Genomic DNA, 16,989 nt, shown 5'->3' with positions numbered 1-16,989 from the left:
AAAATAGAAATTTCCTGTATTTCGTCGATATTAAACCCGTTCTATGATGGCTGCAATCCCTAACCCGAAAGGAAACAGATCATGGCAAACATTCTTCACATCGACAGCAGCGTGCGCAACAATGGCTCCCTGACCCGTCAGCTCGGCAGCGAATTCGTCGCCAAGCTCAAGGCCGCCGACCCGTCGGCCACCGTGGTCACGCGCGACCTCGCCAGCAACCCGGTGCCGCACCTGACCGAACAGATGATGGGCGCCTACTTCACCCCGGCCGAGCAGCGCAACGCCGAGCAGGCCTTCACCATCAAAACCTCCGATACGCTGGTGGACGAACTGCTGGCTGCCGACACCATCGTGATCGGTGCGCCGATGTACAACTTCTCCGTCACCTCCGGCCTCAAGGCCTGGATCGACCACGTGGCGCGCGCCGGCCGCACCTTCAAATACGGCGCCACCGGCCCCGAAGGCCTGGTACTGGGCAAAAAGGTCTACGTGGTCGTCGCCAGCGGCGGCGCCTACAGCGCTGGCCCGGCCGCCGCGTTTGACCACGTGACCACCTACCTGCGCTCGGTGCTGGGCTTCCTCGGCATGACCGACGTCACCTTCATCGTGGCCGAAGGCGTGGCCATGGGCGAAGAAGCCGTCAACGCCGCGCTGGCCAAGAGCCGCGCGCAAATCGACGCCATCGCCGCCTAAGCCGCCGCTCCCGCCCAGGCGCGAATGACGTGCCTGGACTGCTGTATCATGTAAGACTCCAAAGCCATGGAGCCTTACATGAAACGGAATCTGCATCTGTTGATGATAGACCCGCAAAACGATTTTTGCGACCTGCCGGACCAATACCGTCCGCTGGACCCGTCCACGCGCCAGCCGCTGGCGCCAGCGCTACCGGTCGCGGGCGCCCACCAGGACATGCTGCGCCTGGCGGCGCTGATTAACCGCGGCCGCGCCGGCCTGACCGCCATCAGCGTGACGCTCGATTCGCACCACCGCTTCGACATCGCCCACCCGACCTTCTGGATCGCCGCAGACGGCGCCGCAGTCGCACCATTCACCGAAATCACCGCCGCCGACGTGCGTGCGCAAAAATACGCGCCACGCCATCCGGCCGCCTTGCCCGTCGCGCTGAACTACCTGGATAAACTGGAAGCGGCCGGTCGCTACCAGCTCATGGTGTGGCCCGTGCACTGCGAGATCGGCACCTGGGGCAACAACGTCCACGCCGACGTGCGCGCCGCCTACAGCCATTGGGAAGAAGCCTCGCTGGGCATTGTCGCCAAGCTGGCCAAGGGCTCCAATCCGTGGACCGAACACTATTCCGCAGTGCAGGCCGAAGTGCCGGACGCCGACGATCCCGATACCCAGTTCAACACCCGCTTCGTGCGTACGCTGGCCGAAGCCGACCGCATCTACGTGGCCGGCGAGGCGGGCAGCCACTGCGTCAAAGCCACGGTGGAACACATCGCCGATTATTTTGAAGCGGAATATGGCGCCGCCGCGCTGGCCAAGCTGGTGTTGATCACCGACTGCATCAGTCCTGTGGCCGGCTTTGACGCGCAATATCAGGGCTTCCTGCACGCCATGCAGGCGCGCGGCGTGCAGCTCATGCAATCGGGCGACGTGCTGCCCGAACTGCTGGCCAATGCCAACGCCAGCGACAGCGTCGTGGAGAGCGCATGAAGCAGCCAGTCGTCCGCAGCCTGCTGGAAACGGACTTATACAAATTCACCATGTGGCAGGCGCTGCTGCATGGCCATCCGAACTCGCACACCGAGTACGAATTCGTGTGCCGCAATACACCGGCCTTTCCCTTGGCCGACCTGCTGGAAGACGTCGAGCACGAACTCGATCACCTGTGTTCGATGAGCTTTACCGACGAAGAACTCAGCTACCTGCGCTCGCTGCGCTACATGAAAAGCGATTTCATCGACTTCCTCACCGTGTTCCGCTTCCAGCGCAAATTCATCGAGGTACGCGCCGTTGGCGACACGCTGGTGATCCACGCGGCCGGTCCACAGGTGCACGTGATGGGCTTTGAAATCTACGTGCTGTACATCGTCAACGAGCTGTACTTCCGCCGCTTTGACCACGACGCCGCGCTCACCGAAGGGCGCGCGCGCCTGAGCGCCAAGATCGCCCGCCTGAAAACCCTGGGCGACGAAGCGTCGCGCCGCTATCCGTTCGAGTTTTCCGACTTCGGCACGCGCCGCCGCTTTTCTGGCACCTGGCATGACGAAGTGGTGCAGCGCCTGGCGCGCGAAGTGCCCGAGTATTTCAAGGGCACCTCCAACGTCTACCAGGCCATGAAGTTTGGCCTGATCCCGATTGGCACCATGGCGCATGAATACATGCAGTCGTTCCAGGCGTTTGGCGTGCGTCTGCGCGACTTCCAGAAAGCCTCGCTGGAAGCGTGGGTGCAGGAATACCGCGGCGACCTTGGCATCGCACTCACCGACGTGGTGGGCATGGATGCCTTCCTCGACGACTTCGACCTGTACTTCGCCAAGCTGTTCGACGGCCTGCGCCACGACTCCGGCGACCCGGTGGCGTGGGGCGAAAAAGCCATCGCCCACTACGCCGCATTGCGCATCGATCCCAAGACCAAGCGGCTGGTGTTTTCCGATGGCCTCAACTTCGACAGCGCGATTGCGCTGTACCGCCACTTCGCCGACCGCATCATGACCGGCTTTGGCATCGGCACCCACCTCACCAACGACGTCGGCCTGGCGCCGCTCAACATCGTCATGAAGCTGGTGTGCTGCAACGGCCAGTCGGTGGCCAAGCTGTCCGATTCCCCGGGCAAGACGGTGTGCAAGGACGAGACTTTCCTGGCCTATCTGCGCCAGGTGTTCAACCATCCGGCCACGTAAATGGACTACCTCTACCTGCTCAACGCCGGCATGTACCTGATCATCGGTACGGCGTTGCTGGCAGTGTGGCAGCGCCACCGCGCGCAAACCTTCGCGCGCGACATGGGCTGTTCGACCGTGTTCGCGGCGCTGCTGCCGATCGGCTACCTGGTGCACACCGAAGCCGCGCCGCCATGGCAGGCGCTGGGCATGGCGCTGGTGGTTGTCGGCGCGATTCCCAATTTGCTGTTCCTGGCGTCCGGCGTGCTGCAGCTGTCCGGCCGCCGCCTGCCGCGCCCGGTGGCGGCCGTCATCACGGGCGGCGCCCTGATCGTGCTGCTGGCACCTCCCGCCGGCGCCAAGCTGGTCTGGTGGGCCGGCCTCAATCTGTGCGTACTGACCGCGCTCGGCGTGCTGGCCACGCGTTTCCTGTGGCGTACCGGCGCCGGCGTGCGCCTGGTCGGGCCGCTGCTGATCACGCTGGGCCTCAACCAGCTGCTGCTGATCGCCTACGCCGAGCAGGGACTGGCCATCAACATCATTAACGCCACGCTGCTGCGCGCCGTGATCGGCGCCGTGTTCGTGCTGTCCGCGCTGGATGGCGCGCTCGATGAAGCGGGCAAGCTGGCGCGCCGCTTCCAGCAGCTCACCGAACATGCGGTGCAGGGCGTGGTGGTGATTGACGGCCAGCGCATCCTGTACGCCAACCCGGCGGTGCGCCAGATCTACGGCCTGCCGCTCGGACTGGGCAACTACATCACGCTGGCCGACCTGCCGCCGGAAAGCTTTTGCGACGCTACGCTGCAGCGCCAGCATCACGCGCTGCAAAGCGGCCAGACCGATATCGCCAACTGGGAAGGGCGGCGCGAAGTGGCGGGCGGGCGCGAACTGGAACTGCGCTTCGAAGCGTGGCGTGTCGAGTGGGACGGCCACTCCGCCACGCAAGTGCTGATCACCGACGACACCGAACGCAACGCCAGCGCGCGCGCCTTGCTGCACCAGGCCACGCACGACAAGCTGACCGGCCTGCCCAACCGCACGGTGCTCATGCAGCGCCTCAAGGAATACTGCTACCTGGCCGACGGCTCGCTGCACTGCACCTTGATCGTGCTGAATATCGACCGCTTCAAACTGTTCAACCAGAGCCAGGGCCACGTGGTGGGTGACCATGTGCTCAAGGCGTTTGCCGCGCAGCTCAGGCAGGTGCTGGGCGCCCGCGCGGAGCTGATGCGGCTGGGCGGCGACGAATTCGCCATCGTCGATCCCGATGGCGCCAATCCGCACGACATCGCCGGCCGGCTGCAAAGCGCCTGCTCGCAAGCGTTGCGCGTGGGTGGCAGCGAGTATGTGATCGACGCCTCGATGGGCATGGCCATCTTCCCCGAGCACGCCGGCAACGCCGAAGCGCTGCTGCGCGCGGCCAACGCCGCCATGTACCAGGCCAAGCGCATCCCGGGCACCTCGCTGGCGCTGGCTGAACCGCTGCGCGTGGAGCAGCTGTCGAGCGCGCTGGAAAACGAGCAGGCGCTGCGGCGCGGCATCCGCACCCAGGAGGTCTATCTGGATTACCAGCCCAAGATCGATGCCGTGAACGGCAAGTTGCTGGGCTTTGAGGCGCTGGCGCGCTGGCAGCGCCCCGGCATCGGCCTGGTCAGCCCGGTGGAGTTCATCGCGATTGCCGAACGCACCGGCCTGATTGCCGAACTGGGCGCCGCGCTGCTGGAACGCGCCTGCCGCCAGATCGCCGTCTGGCACGCTGAGCTGGGCGACTGCGTACCGGTGGCGGTCAACGTCTCGCCGGTGCAGTTGCTGACCAAGGGCTTTCCGCAGCTGGTCGAGCGCCTGCTGCGCGAGACCGGCATCCCGCCGCACTGCCTGACGCTGGAAATCACCGAAAGCGCGGCGGTCGACAACCTCGAAGACACGCAGACCCAGTTGCGGCACTTGCGTGGACTGGGGATCGAAGTCGCCATGGACGATTTTGGCACCGGCTTCTCGTCGCTGAGCATGCTGCGCGAACTGCCGTTGAGCACCCTGAAAATCGACCGTGGCCTGATCATTCCGCTGCCGGCGCCGGACGCAGTGGCGGTGGTGACCGCGATCTGCCAGCTGGCGTCCGCGCTGGCGCTGCAAGTGGTGGCCGAGGGCATCGAAACGCTGGAGCAGGCGATCGCCGCGCGGGATGCCGGCTGCCAGGCCCTGCAGGGCTTCTTCTACGCCCGGCCGCTGACCGTGGCCGACGCAGGCGCATGGATGCAGCGCCAGCTCAGCGCTGGCGCAGATGGCCGCAACGCCGGCGACGACGCCGCAGCCGCTGTCTCGACGATGTAGGACTTAAGTGTCTTTGGCGCCGTAGCCGCCCATGATGGAGTCGGCCTTGTCCTGATCGTCGTCATCGTAGATATCGACGGTCAGCATGGCGCCACTGCGCTGGCGCGCGGCAGCGGCGGCGGCCGGCCCGCCCGGCGTCAGGGAGTCGAGCAGATTGCCGACCGTGCTGGTGGCCACATTGGGCGCCGGCGTGGTGTGCTTGGTCAGCTTGACGCTGGACTGCGGAAAACCGCTGGACAGCAGGGCGCTGCGGGCGCTCTCGGCGTCCGCGACCTGCTCGAAATTGCGATGGATGGTGCGGCTCATGATGGCCTCCTGTTGAGACTCATTAGTGCGCGGCGGCGCTTAAAAACCCGCCACCACGGTTGCGAAATGCTCCACTTTCGGCGGCAGGGCAAAGTGGCTGCCCACCAGCCCGCGCCAGGCCTGAAAACCGGCGCTGCCGCGAAAATCGACCGTATGATTTTCCAGTGTGTCCCAGCCGATCACCAGATGGTACGTGTCCGGCACTTCAATATTGCGGTCGAGACGCATCGACAGGCAACCGGTGGCCGCCTCGAAAATCGGCACTGCTTCGCGCACGGCGGCCTGGAAGGCGTCGTGGGCGTCGGACTTGATGTAGAGCTCGGCGACTTCGTAAATCATAAACGTTCCTGGCAGTGAAGTATGGTGCTATTGTGCCTCAACTACGGCAGGCGTGCGCAGGATGAAACGCATGGCCTGGCGCGCCAGCTCCTGGACGTCGGCGCCATTGCCCGGCTTGTACCATTGCACGGTCCAGTTCAGCGCGCCGAAAATCAGCAGGCGGTCGAACTGCGACGGCGTGCTCCAGTCGCCTGAATGATGCAGGGCTGCGATGGCGCGGTCCCATACCGCCTCGTACTGATCCTTGAGCGCGACAATGCGCGCGCGTGAGGCCTCGTCCAGCGAGCGCCATTCATACAGCAGCACCGCGATGAAATGGTGATCGGGCGCCAGCAACGTGTGCAGATGCGTCTCCACCAAACGCTGCAGCATGGCGCCCGGCGGCAGCTGCTGGGCGGCGATCTCCTCGATCTGCGCCAGCGAACGCTGCATGCCTTGCTCCATGATGGCGGCCAGGATTTCCTGCTTGGTCTTGAAGTGATAAAACCAGCTGCCGGCCTGGATGCCGGTGGCCGCTGCGATATCGCGCACGGTGGTGTTGTCATAGCCCTTGGTGCGGAACAGCTGCGCAGACTTCTCGATGAGTTCCGCGCGCAGGCCGCCGCCTTCACCCTTTTGCGGGCGTCCGCGTTTCTTGGGGCCGGGGACAGTTTGGACGGCGGCATCAGGCATGGCGTGGTGGAAGCTGGAATGATGACACTGTCATTTTAATACGTTGTTAGCGATAAATTCACAAATCCTGTAGCGCGTGCTGCGCCGCAACAACAGGCCGCACGTTTGTGTCATACCAGCTCAGCTTGACAACCGTAATCGTGCACACGAGGATGAAGCCCATGGACAACGCCAACGATACGCTCAGGACAGAAATGAATGTCCGCTTCCAGGAGGTCAGAGCCGACTTCCGGGAAGTAGACGCGAACTTTCGTAACGTTGATGCCAACTTTCGCAACATTGACGGGAATTTCCGCGAAGTTAATGCCCGTATCGATGCGTTGCGTATAGAAACGTATGAGCGGATTGATCAGTTGCGCAAAGAAGGCAACGAACGCATTGATGAGCTGCGTAAGGAGACTCACGATAATTTCAGGCTCATCGAAGCCAAAATCGATGAACTGCGCAACCGTAACGATGCCCAGTTCCGCTGGCTGGTAGGTCTCATGCTCACCAGCATGCTAGGCATGGCTGCGTTGCTGATCAAGACCATCTAAGGTAATTGGTGCCGGTATATTTCCCGACCGCCGGCGCCGGTAGAGCCGCCCACACGGGGCGCTAAATGGTCGTTCTATGTGAGAACTGCAGCCATCATAACGGCCGAATATGACGGGCGTTTGACGTGCATGGCGGGGGGCGGCAAATTACGGTAGAATACGAAGTCTGTGGGGACGACCTGGCTTCGACGTGGGTTGCAAAGCAGAGCAGGGCATACCGAGGCCTGGTTACCTCGTAAATACACCCAGAAATCAATAACTGCAAACGATAACTCGTACGCACTGGCAGCCTAAGGGCTGTTAGCTCCTAAACGCTTCTTCCCTGGGGCGGACCGTTAAAAGTCAAGGAGTCATTTACAGGGAATCGCGCTGTAACGGGTCACTTGAAGCAGCGCTAAATCTAAGGTGAATCGCTTGTATGTAACGTGCACATCCGTGCCATACCGGTTAAATTAAATGATAGTGCTAAGTATGTAGAACTGTCTGTGGAGTGCTTGCGGACGCGGGTTCGATTCCCGCCGTCTCCACCATCCGGATGCAAGAAGAAAAGGCCTCGGCGCGTTAGCACCGAGGCCTTTTGTTTTTCCAGAACGGATTATTTAGTGACCTCTCGCTGGATTATTGCTTCATCGCAAACCATTTCGTAGTCGAAGCGCAATAATTGTTATTTAGTGCGTTTGGAAACCAGTGTATGGGAGGGGGCATGCAACGATACACAATCACGTTAGGCGCCTCAACTTCTGCTGGAGGGAAAGTCATTTCTGCGAGTAGTCAAGGCGCCATCAATGGCATTGCTATTGCGCTTGAAAACGATCTGATCTTTTGTCCTGCTTGCAAAACGACAGGAAAGATTCTTTGTGTGGGACCCCGTATTCCTGAAACATGGAATGGCCAACAAGTCGCGTTGGAAGGGGATCTGTGTTTTTGTGGCTGCAGCCCGTCGCCACGCCTCATTCCCTGCCAGACCTTGCGCAGCCAAGTGATAGCGGAGGTAGCAGCCGAAACTGGCCTCTCAAACGAAGACACTATAGGCGCAGCGTCTGACTCCGGCTATGACCTCGACTTCCTGATCATTGATGAGCAGAGTGGAAGCCCGGCGATAGGTTGGCCATACTCCATTGAACTGACAGATGGCCTGTTTTTGAATGGAAAAACGGATGGTGCCGGCAGGACGACAAGGATAGCTTCGGTCCGTATGGTCGATGCGATCTTACGCGTTTATGCACCTGAAGTTGCTCCGGTTAATCCGCTCTGGGATCGCTAATATGAATTCACGGACGGCGGTGAAAATGCAGGTGGCAAGGCTGACCCCCATCTCCGATACGCGTCCTGCGGAGGTCAAAGTTGATGAATCAGGGCGTCTGCGTGAAATCCGGGCACTGGTCATTGCCAACAACCGATCCACGCTAGACACCGATACCATCATCTGCCAGATTTATATGGAGTCGCGGTTCGATAAGAATGCGAATGCGCAGGGAAGTTCTGCACGAGGACTCATGCAGCTGCTTAGGGCGCCAGTTCGCGAGCTTGCACGTCTCAATAATCTGGCCAAGCCGCGTGCTATGCGGCGGCCAGAATCGGACCTATACCGCGAAGCCGACGCCTTCCACGACAGTCTGGATATGTTGAATGAAGCGCTTAATATCCAGACCGGTACCGCTTATCTACAAGCGCTGATCGACAAACGGCCGACAGCGACTGCCCAAGTAGCGATCGAAGAAGCATACAAGGATTATCGGGGTATCCGAAACGGCATTTACTATCGCAGAATCAAAGCGGCGGCCGATAAGCTGTCGAGTCATCCTGACACTATGCAGATATTAAGGGACATGGTCAAATGAGAACCGCCATATTGCTTTGCTCATGGATAGTCAGCGGCACATGCGCTGCCGAAATGGTTAGCGCCTGCGATGTTGGTGCGAAATCGCGGCAGCGTGTAGAGATAATTCGCGAAGCAAGACTTGCTTCGACCTACGTCTACTATCTCCGGCAAGGCCGCCAGCGTGTGCCATTTTTTGAAACGGCAGAGCAGTCCCGAGGCGAGTCGGTTCTGGTGCAGTGCGTGGGGAAAAGCCAGCGCGTGTTGATTGTGTCGGGTGAATTTACCGCAAACGCGTTGCAGGGTTTTGTCGTCTCGTACCCTTCGATAGGCGCTGGTTTGAAGCGTTTGGATTTTGCCGAAAAGAGCAGGCCGATATGGCTATACCTTTCGGCCTCGCAGGTGATGGTGGTTTCCGCCACATTCGGCTATGGCGAAACGGACGCGAAGTATGTGCTGTATCGCCATGTTGTCGGCCTGGAGGATCAGACAGAGGCGGTCAATGAACTCCCGCCTCTTGCCGGATTCGAGCGTGTAAAGCTGAGCACAGCGGTTAAATGATTACATCCCTGGCGGTGGCACTTCCGGGATCTGGTTGTGCAGGCTGGCGTTGATCACGTTCCAACCGCGGATCACCGCAATTGCGTAGCTCATTTCGGCGATTTCGTTGTCGCTGAAATGGCTTTTCAGTAAATCGAAATCAGCGTCGCCAGGATGTTTGTGGGGCAGGGCATTCACCGCTTCGGCCCAGTTCAGCGCGGCGCGCTCGCGTTCGCTGAAGAACGATGCCGGCGCCTCGCGCCAGCCGGCGATGGCATTCAGGTGGCGTGGTTCCACTTCCTGTTTGATGAGGTCACGCCAGTGCATGTCGACGCACACGCCGCAGCCGTTGATCTGCGAGATGCGCAGGTTGATCAGTTCCACCAGGCGCGGGCCCAGCGAGCTTTTCTTGACGGTGCCGGACAACGCAATCATGGCCTGCATATTGGCCGGTGCGAGTTTGAAGAAAGGGATGCGTGCTTGGTTCATGGTGATGCCTTTCAGAGTAAGGGGAGGGCGCACCGCGCGCGCTCCATACCCTGTAAGACGGGCCAGCTTCGCAGCTTGTGACAGCGTTCAGAAAATAGTTTGCGGCACGCCCGTCAGCTTGTCGGGATTGCGCACGATGAGCACGGCGGCGATGCGGTCGTTCTCGATGACGAGGGATTGCGCCGACTCCAGTTTGCCGTTCACATAGCGCACCAGCCCTGGACCACCATTGACGCGCGCCTGGCGGTACACCACCTGTTGGGGATACTGGTGCTCCAGCGACCAGAACGATCCCGCCACGCGTCCCGCGCCGTGCAGGATGTGCAGGTAGGAGTTGACCTTGCCGCCGCCATCGGCCACCAGCTGTACATCGTCTGTCAGCATGGTTTTCATGGCCGCGCGGTCGCCGATCTGGGCGGCGGCGATGAAGCGGCCCAGCAGCGCCTGATGCTGCTCGCGTGATACATCGAAGCGTGGCTTTTGCTGCTGCACGCGTTCCTGCGCGCGGTGCACCATCTGCCGGCACGCCGCTTCGCTTTTGCCCAGCACTGCCGCGACATCGGCGTAATCGTGGTCGAACACCTGCCGCATCAGAAACGCTGCGCGCTCCTCGGGTGACAAACGCTCGAGCACCCACAGAAATGCCATCGACACTTCGCTGGCCAGCTCCGCATGGCTTTCCGGCGTGTGTTCGTCCAGCTCGACGATGGGTTCGGGCAGCCACCAGCCCACATAGGACTCACGTTCTGCAAGACGGCCGCGCAGGCGGTCGATGGCCAGCCGGGTGGTGATGGTCACCAGCCACGCTTCCGCCGATTGCACGGCTTCCTGCGCGCTGCCGTGCCAGCGCAGCCATGCATCCTGCACCACGTCCTCGGCATCGGCGCGAACGCCCAGCATGCGGTAGGCAATCGAGAATAGCCGCGGACGCAGCCCGTTAAAAGTCGTCGTATCAGTGATCATGCAGCGTAGACGTGCCAGTGCTCCGTTTTGTGACAGCATAGCTTATCTGGAATGCGCATTTGCATTTTTGGAATCATTCTTGGTCACGCCATGGCCTTCCATGCTATTTTGCCAAGTCCACCACCCAAGGAGACAGCATGAAACTGGAAACCATCGCCGTCCACGGCGGCTACCGCCCGGACCCGACCACGCGCGCCGTCGCCGTGCCCATTTACCAGACCGTCGCTTACGCCTTTGACGACACCCAGCATGGCGCTGACCTGTTCGATCTTAAAGTGCAGGGCAACATCTACACCCGCATCATGAACCCGACGCAGAACGTGCTGGAAGAGCGCGTTGCGGCGCTGGAAGGCGGCATTGCCGCGCTGGCGCTGGCATCCGGCCAGGCCGCCATCACGTATGCGATCCAGACCATCGCCGAAGCGGGCGACAACATCGTCTCCGCCGCCACGCTGTATGGCGGCACCTACAACTTGTTCGCGCACACGCTGCCGCAGTTCGGCATTACCACGCGCTTTGCCGATGCGCGCGATCCCGCATCTTTCGCCAAACTGATCGACGAGCGCACCAAGGCCGTGTTCATTGAATCGATTGGCAACCCGCTCGGCAATATCACCGACATCGCCGCGATTGCCGCCATCGCCCACCAGCACGGCGTGCCGCTGATTGTCGATAACACCGTCGCCACGCCTTATCTGCTGCGCCCCATCGAGCACGGCGCCGACATCGTGGTGCACTCGCTGACCAAGTACCTGGGCGGCCATGGCAATTCCATCGGCGGCGCCATCGTCGATTCGGGCAAGTTCCCGTGGGCGCAGCACAAAGAACGCTTCAAGCGCCTCAACGAGCCGGATGTGTCTTATCACGGCGTGGTCTACACCGACGCGCTGGGGCCTGCCGCTTATATCGGCCGCGCACGCGTGGTGCCGTTGCGGAATACTGGCGCAGCGCTGTCGCCGTTCAATGCCTTTTTGATTTTGCAGGGCATCGAGACGCTGGCGCTGCGCATGGAGCGCATCGTCGAGAACACGCGCAAGGTGGCGCAGTTCCTGGGCCAGCACGCGAAGGTGAAGTGGGTCAATTACGCCGGCCTGGAAGACCACAAGGATTATCCGCTGGCGCTCAAGTACCTGGGCGGCCGCTCGTCCGGCCTGCTGACTTTTGGCGTCGAAGGCGGCGTCGAGGGCGGCACGCGCTTCCAGGATGCGCTCAAGCTGTTCACGCGCCTGGTCAATATCGGCGACGCCAAATCGCTGGCCTGTCATCCGGCCACCACCACGCACCGCCAGCTCAATGAAGAAGAGCTGGCGAAAGCCGGGGTGACGGTGGATACGGTGCGCCTGTCGATCGGCATTGAACACAGCGATGACCTGCTCGTAGACCTGGAGCAGGCGCTGGCCGCGGTTTAAGGCTTGGCCTTGTCTGGCACGCGGGTGATGATGACGTTGCCATCGGCGATCGTGCAGTCGATGATGTGGCTGCGCGATACGCCCGCGTGACGCGAGTACAGGTCGTGGTACTTGCCTGACTCTTCGAGCCGCAGGTCGATGCGGAAGTTTTGCAGGTTGTTGGCGGCCTGCACATCGCGCAGGCGCTGCTTGCGGATGTCCGCTTCCTTGTCGCTGCGGCCGTGCATTTCCGGGCCTTCAAAGTAGCGTATCAGCGCGCATTCCACCACGTCGATGCGGTCCTTGAGCAGCATGTCGGCCGCCACCGGATTCTGGTTGACTTCCATCTCGGCCGGGTCGCCATCGTCCGACATGACTTCGACATTGAAGCGCTGGATCAGCAGCAGCATGTCGTTGTCTTCGCTGAACTTCTGGTGCACGCGCTGCACCGGCGTCAAACGCGCGCGCGCCAGGCGGCCCAACGGGTCCTTGGTCTGGCCGACGTACTGCACTTCGGTCTTGTAGTTCAGCTGATTCTCGTACTGCTGCAGCACGTCGTGGATCGACAGCGCTTCGATCAGGCCGCCCCAGTTGAGCGTGATGAAGCGGTCGGTCAGCACCACCGATGGCTTTTTCAGCGTGGCCGCAAACGGTACCTCCAGCTCGATGGTCAGCGATTCCTTTTTCTCTTCCGGCCCCACCAGCAGCGGCACGGTCAGCTTGAGTGAGAAGAAGCCCCAGCTGGTGCTGCGCGTGGTGTCAAAGCGCACGCGCGGACGGTTGACGGCAAAGTAGATGAGGCGCTTTTCGCTGGTTGCTTCCAGGTCGAACTGCATGCGGCGCAGGTGGCGGCCGACCGGGTCGCGGATGTCCGGCACTTCCGGGAAGCCGGCGATCAGGTCATACCAGTGGAATTTGGCGTCGGCCACCGTGACCACCCAGGTCTGTGGCGCGGCGGTCCGTTGCGGCATCAGCGGCAGCAGTTCTTCCATCGCGTCCGGCGGCGGGGCCACCAGGTCGTGGAAGGGTTCGGGCGCTTCCTCAAACAGCGCGCCTATGCCCAGTTCTTCCGGCGACGGATCGGGGTAATCGTCGTCGTCATTGGTCATGTTGCGCGCTCCAGGGATGTCATAGTGAGGTGATTATAGTGCTTGCGGCAAAATATTTCTATGTGGAAATATGATCGCAAGCGCCTGTTCACTCAATGTAACACTACTCAGCTTTTAGTGCGTTTGGCGGCGTCCGGCCGTGGCATGACGGCCACTTGGGCCTGGCCGTCGGCGATGTAGCAGCTCAGCAGGTGCTGCCTGGACGCGGTGACAAATTCCGAGCACAGGTAGTTGTAAAAGCCGGTTTCCGGCAATTGCAGATCGATGGTGTATTGCGCCAGCTGGTTGCATGCCTGCACGGCGTCCAGGCGTTCGCTGCGCATCTTGCGCTCATCGCTGGTGCGCCAGCGCGGCGTGCTGCCTTCGAAGTGGCGAATCAGCGCCGCTTCGATCACGTCCATGCGCTCCGCCTGCAGCGCGTCGGCCGCCAGCGGATGCTCGTTGTGCGGCTGCGCGGCGGGATCGCCTTCGGCGCAGTTGACGTCCACTTCCATGCCCACCAGCAGCAACAGGATGTCGTAGTCGGCGCCAAATTGCGCGCGCACCTTGTGCAGGGCGGGCAGGCGGCCTTTGGCCAGGCGGCCGTCCGGATCGCGGGTCTGGCCTACGTACATGACCTTGCTTGGCAGCTTGAGCGTGTGGGCATAGGTCTGCAGCAGGTCGTGCACGGAAAACACTTCGACCAGGCCGCCCCAGTTCAGACTGATGAAGTCTTCGGCCAGGATCACGGTCGGTTTTTTCATGGTGGCCGCGAACGGCACCTTGAGTTCCACCGAGATGGTTTCCTTGCGGGCGTCCGCGCCCACCAGCAGCGGCAGCGTCAGCTTGAGCGAGAAGAAGCCCCATTGCACCACGCCGGTGACGTCGAAACGCACGCGCGGACGGGTGACGGCAAAGAACAGATGACGCTTCTCCGCTGCGGCATCCAGTTCGAACTGCATGCGGCGCATGTAGCGGCCAACGGGGTCGTGCAGGTCCGGCTTCTGGGTAAAGCCGGCCAGCAGGTCGTACCAGTGGTATTTAGCGTCGGTCACGCGGACCATCCAGCTCTGCGGGGCTTCGGTGCGCTGCGGCAGGGCGGTCGTGTTGTCAGAGTAAAGCTGCGGGTTCTGGGCAGCCAGCTCAGGAAAATTCATGATGCTCCTGATCGGAAGTTGAGATAAAGGGTGACTGTCTCTCTCTTCCTAATCAGCGAGGTCGTGGCTTTCAGGAAATAAGTAATTCTACGCAGTCAGGGCGCAGACTATACCTACTCTGTCCGTACGGCAATAACTATTTTGCTCAAAATATAGGCAAAGCACACTAATGAGTCGTCTATACAACGGTTAGCGTTATCATTTAACTTAGGCCGCCAGCGCGCCGCCTGACAGTGTGTTCTGCATCAATACCAACAGTTCGGCGGGGTGCTGGAACAGATAGTCGGCCTGCCAATGTTGCGGTTCGGTCGGGCCGCAATAGCCCCAGCCGCAGGCGATGGTCAGCATGCCCGCCGCCTTGCCAGCCTGGATGTCACGCAGGTCGTCGCCCACATACCAGCATTGCTCCGGCGCCAGATTCAGGCGTTTGGCCGCTTCCAGCAGGGGCGCCGGATGCGGCTTGGGATGCGGCGTGGTGTCGCCCGAGATGGCGCAGGCGGCGTGCGCCAGGCCGATCTGCGGCAGCAGCGGATCGGTAAACCGCTTGGACTTGTTGGTAACGATGCCCCATTGCAGGCCTGCTGCCTCGATACCGGCCAGCAGCGCGGCAATGCCATCAAACAGGCCGCTGTGCACGGCCATGGCGGCTTCGTAATTGCTGAAGAAGCCATCGCGCAGTTCGATATAGCCTTCATCCTCGGGCTTCAGCCCGAAGGATGCGCCGATCATGCCGCGCGCGCCGGCCGAAGCGGTGGGGCGCAGGATCTCATAGGCGGTCGGCGCCAGGCCACGCGCGGTGCGCAGCAGGTTCACGGCGGCAGCCAGGTCAGGCGCGGTATCGGCCAGGGTGCCATCGAGGTCGAACAGGATGGCGCGCGGTGCGGCAGGCAAGGTCATGGTGCTCATGCCAGTGGACGGCGTGCAGCCACCAGGTAGTTGACGCTGGTGTCGTCGTTGAGCGAGTAAATCTTGGTCAGCGGGTTGTAGCCCATGCCCTTGAAGCCTTGCACTTCCAGCCCGGCGCTGCGGATGAACTGCGACAGCTCGGACGGTGTGATGAATTTTTCGTAGTCATGCGTGCCTTTCGGCAGCATGCGCAGGATGTACTCGGCGCCGATCACGGCAAACAGGTAGGACTTGGGATTGCGGTTCAGCGTCGAGAAGAAGACTTGGCCGCCTGGCTTCACCAGTGCCGCGCAGGCGCGTACGATGGCGGCCGGGTCCGGCACGTGTTCCAGCATTTCCATGCAGGTCACCACGTCGTACTGGCCGGCTTCTTGCGCCGCCATGTCTTCTGCGGCGATGAGCTTGTAGCGCACCTGCACGCCCGATTCCAGTGAATGCAGGTCGGCTACCTTGAGTGCTTTCTCGCCCAGGTCGATGCCGGTCACGGTCGCGCCCTTGCGCGCCATCGATTCGCTGAGGATGCCGCCACCGCAGCCAATGTCGATCACGTTCTTGCCGGCCAGCGGCGCGCGCGCGTTGATCCATTCAAGGCGCAACGGGTTGATCTCGTGCAGCGGACGGAACTCGGAGGTCGGGTCCCACCAGCGATGGGCCAGTTCGGAGAATTTTTGCAGTTCTAATGGATCGGCGTTCATGTTGTTCTGTGCAGATGGAATAGCAGTATTCTACCCCGCACTGCGCATGCAGGGGTCTGACCCCGTACGGGGTCAGACCCCTTTTTGCCGGCGGGTATAAAAAAAGCCCCGCAAGGCGGGGCTTTCCAGTGTGCGGGCAGCGAATTACTTGCTGGTGCCGACCACTTCGATTTCTACGCGACGGTTTTTAGCGCGGCCTTCAGCAGTTTTGTTGTCTGCTACAGGTTGTTTCTCGCCTTTACCTTCGGTGTACACGCGGTTGGCTTCAACGCCTTTCGAGATGATGTAGGCTTTGACAGCTTCTGCACGGCGTACCGACAGCTTCTGGTTGTATTCATCGGTACCGACCGAGTCAGTGTGACCGACGGCGATGATGACTTCCAGATTGATCGAACCCAGTTTCGAGGTCACGTCGTCCAGCTTGGCTTTACCTTCTGGTTTCAGCACAGCTTTGTCGAAGTCGAAGAAGGCGTCAGCAGCGAAGCTCACTTTTTGTGCGGTTGGCACTGGTACTGGTACCGGGGTCGGCGCCGGGGTTGGTGCTGGCGCCGGTGCTGGAGCGGCTGGTGGCGGCGGTGGTGCTACGCACTTGCCGTTTTCCAGTTTCTCTGGCTCGACGCAGATCGGCAGATCGCAACCTGGCACGGCATCAGCCGGGGTCCAGTAGCCAGTGCGCCAGCACAGACCGAATGGATCACGGGCGATGATGCCGCGCGCGTCTTGCACGTAGGCGCTTTTCGGCGTTGCTGCTTTGATGTCCTGGGTCACAGGCGCATACGGTGGCGCGGTTGGCGCGGTTTGCGCGATGGCCGAGCCGGCAAATGCAGCCGAGATGGCCAGCATCGAAATCAGTTTTTTCATATTTTTCTTCCTTTCGGGGTGATATCTGCAGAAAACTGCGCGACGTAGTTCTT

Annotated in this window: 19 protein-coding genes and 1 other RNA gene; 10 read left to right on the top strand and 10 right to left on the bottom strand. The window is 61.3% G+C overall.

Annotated features, from left to right (window positions below):
• Positions 1-81: 81 nt before the first annotated feature.
• The 4 genes from BUA36_RS20720 (at position 82) to BUA36_RS20705 (ending at position 5,177) form a co-directional block, all read left to right on the top strand.
• Positions 82-693 (top strand): FMN-dependent NADH-azoreductase, encoded by a 612-nt coding sequence (locus tag BUA36_RS20720; protein ID WP_072787220.1) that lies wholly within the window; start codon positions 82-84, stop codon positions 691-693.
• Between the two features lie 78 nt (positions 694-771).
• A complete protein-coding gene (locus tag BUA36_RS20715) occupies positions 772-1,677 on the top strand; it encodes a cysteine hydrolase family protein (RefSeq protein ID WP_072787219.1) in 906 nt (301 codons plus the stop codon).
• Positions 1,674-2,867 carry a nicotinate phosphoribosyltransferase gene (gene pncB, locus BUA36_RS20710; RefSeq protein WP_072787218.1) on the top strand — a complete coding sequence of 398 codons (1,194 nt, stop codon included), beginning with the start codon at positions 1,674-1,676 and terminating at the stop codon, positions 2,865-2,867. Before BUA36_RS20715 ends, pncB begins: the two co-directional genes overlap by 4 nt.
• Positions 2,868-5,177 carry a putative bifunctional diguanylate cyclase/phosphodiesterase gene (locus BUA36_RS20705; RefSeq protein WP_072787217.1) on the top strand — a complete coding sequence of 770 codons (2,310 nt, stop codon included), beginning with the start codon at positions 2,868-2,870 and terminating at the stop codon, positions 5,175-5,177. It abuts the gene before it with no gap.
• 3 nt (positions 5,178-5,180) lie between these two features.
• On the opposite strand, the gene BUA36_RS20700 is transcribed toward BUA36_RS20705, so the two are convergent.
• The 3 genes from BUA36_RS20700 to BUA36_RS20690 are packed head-to-tail and all read right to left on the bottom strand — an operon-like array spanning position 5,181 to position 6,494.
• Positions 5,181-5,483 carry a hypothetical protein gene (locus tag BUA36_RS20700; protein WP_072787216.1) on the bottom strand — a complete coding sequence of 101 codons (303 nt, stop codon included), beginning with the start codon at positions 5,481-5,483 and terminating at the stop codon, positions 5,181-5,183.
• A gap of 39 nt (positions 5,484-5,522) precedes the next feature.
• Positions 5,523-5,822, bottom strand: a complete 300-nt coding sequence (locus BUA36_RS20695) for an antibiotic biosynthesis monooxygenase family protein (protein WP_072787215.1) — start codon at positions 5,820-5,822, stop codon at positions 5,523-5,525.
• Positions 5,823-5,849: 27 nt separating this feature from the next.
• A complete protein-coding gene (locus BUA36_RS20690; protein ID WP_072787214.1) occupies positions 5,850-6,494 on the bottom strand; it encodes a TetR/AcrR family transcriptional regulator in 645 nt (214 codons plus the stop codon).
• A 161-nt stretch (positions 6,495-6,655) separates the two neighbouring features.
• On the opposite strand from BUA36_RS20690, the gene BUA36_RS20685 reads away from it, so the two are divergent.
• The 5 genes from BUA36_RS20685 to BUA36_RS20665 all read left to right on the top strand — a co-directional run bounded on the left by BUA36_RS20685 (position 6,656) and on the right by BUA36_RS20665 (position 9,410).
• Positions 6,656-7,030 (top strand): hypothetical protein, encoded by a 375-nt coding sequence (locus BUA36_RS20685; protein WP_072787213.1) that lies wholly within the window; start codon positions 6,656-6,658, stop codon positions 7,028-7,030.
• A gap of 170 nt (positions 7,031-7,200) precedes the next feature.
• Positions 7,201-7,560: a transfer-messenger RNA gene (gene ssrA / locus BUA36_RS20680) on the top strand.
• A 173-nt stretch (positions 7,561-7,733) separates the two neighbouring features.
• Entirely contained in the window at positions 7,734-8,294 is a 561-nt protein-coding gene (locus tag BUA36_RS20675; RefSeq protein WP_084560270.1) for a PAAR domain-containing protein, read from the top strand.
• 1 nt (position 8,295) lies between these two features.
• Positions 8,296-8,871, top strand: a complete 576-nt coding sequence (locus BUA36_RS20670) for a transglycosylase SLT domain-containing protein (RefSeq protein WP_084560261.1) — start codon at positions 8,296-8,298, stop codon at positions 8,869-8,871.
• On the top strand, positions 8,868-9,410 hold the full coding sequence (locus BUA36_RS20665; RefSeq protein ID WP_139260648.1) for a hypothetical protein: 543 nt from the start codon (positions 8,868-8,870) through the stop codon (positions 9,408-9,410). Before BUA36_RS20670 ends, BUA36_RS20665 begins: the two co-directional genes overlap by 4 nt.
• Here BUA36_RS20665 and BUA36_RS20660 read toward each other — a convergent pair whose 3' ends face one another.
• Both BUA36_RS20660 and BUA36_RS20655 read right to left on the bottom strand, forming a co-directional pair.
• Complete coding sequence (locus tag BUA36_RS20660) at positions 9,411-9,878, bottom strand: carboxymuconolactone decarboxylase family protein (protein WP_072787210.1); 468 nt, start codon at positions 9,876-9,878, stop codon at positions 9,411-9,413.
• An 87-nt stretch (positions 9,879-9,965) separates the two neighbouring features.
• Positions 9,966-10,841, bottom strand: coding sequence for an RNA polymerase sigma-70 factor (locus BUA36_RS20655; RefSeq protein WP_072787209.1), 876 nt, complete (start codon positions 10,839-10,841; stop codon positions 9,966-9,968).
• Positions 10,842-10,978: 137 nt separating this feature from the next.
• Here BUA36_RS20655 and BUA36_RS20650 point away from each other — a divergent pair, with 137 nt between their 5' ends.
• Entirely contained in the window at positions 10,979-12,250 is a 1,272-nt protein-coding gene (locus tag BUA36_RS20650; protein ID WP_072787208.1) for an O-acetylhomoserine aminocarboxypropyltransferase/cysteine synthase family protein, read from the top strand.
• Here the strand turns inward: BUA36_RS20650 and BUA36_RS20645 are convergent.
• The 5 genes from BUA36_RS20645 to ompA all read right to left on the bottom strand — a co-directional run bounded on the left by BUA36_RS20645 (position 12,247) and on the right by ompA (position 16,936).
• Entirely contained in the window at positions 12,247-13,338 is a 1,092-nt protein-coding gene (locus tag BUA36_RS20645; protein WP_072787207.1) for a hypothetical protein, read from the bottom strand. The two genes, BUA36_RS20650 and BUA36_RS20645, sit on opposite strands and share 4 nt — an antisense overlap.
• A gap of 107 nt (positions 13,339-13,445) precedes the next feature.
• The gene (locus tag BUA36_RS20640; protein ID WP_072787206.1) at positions 13,446-14,474 is read right to left on the bottom strand and encodes a hypothetical protein; all 1,029 of its coding nucleotides are present in this window, start codon (positions 14,472-14,474) and stop codon (positions 13,446-13,448) included.
• A gap of 207 nt (positions 14,475-14,681) precedes the next feature.
• Positions 14,682-15,371: an HAD family hydrolase gene (locus tag BUA36_RS20635; protein WP_072787205.1), complete on the bottom strand. Its 690-nt coding sequence runs from the start codon at positions 15,369-15,371 to the stop codon at positions 14,682-14,684.
• 5 nt (positions 15,372-15,376) lie between these two features.
• Entirely contained in the window at positions 15,377-16,075 is a 699-nt protein-coding gene (gene ubiG, locus BUA36_RS20630; protein ID WP_072787204.1) for a bifunctional 2-polyprenyl-6-hydroxyphenol methylase/3-demethylubiquinol 3-O-methyltransferase UbiG, read from the bottom strand.
• Positions 16,076-16,219: 144 nt separating this feature from the next.
• Complete coding sequence (gene ompA, locus BUA36_RS20625; RefSeq protein WP_072787203.1) at positions 16,220-16,936, bottom strand: outer membrane protein OmpA; 717 nt, start codon at positions 16,934-16,936, stop codon at positions 16,220-16,222.
• Between the last annotated feature and the right edge of the window lie 53 nt (positions 16,937-16,989).

The organism is Duganella sacchari (assembly GCF_900143065.1).
Taxonomy (GTDB): Bacteria; Pseudomonadota; Gammaproteobacteria; order Burkholderiales; family Burkholderiaceae_D; genus Rugamonas; species Rugamonas sacchari.
This window is presented reverse-complemented; position numbering and strand designations above follow the sequence as displayed.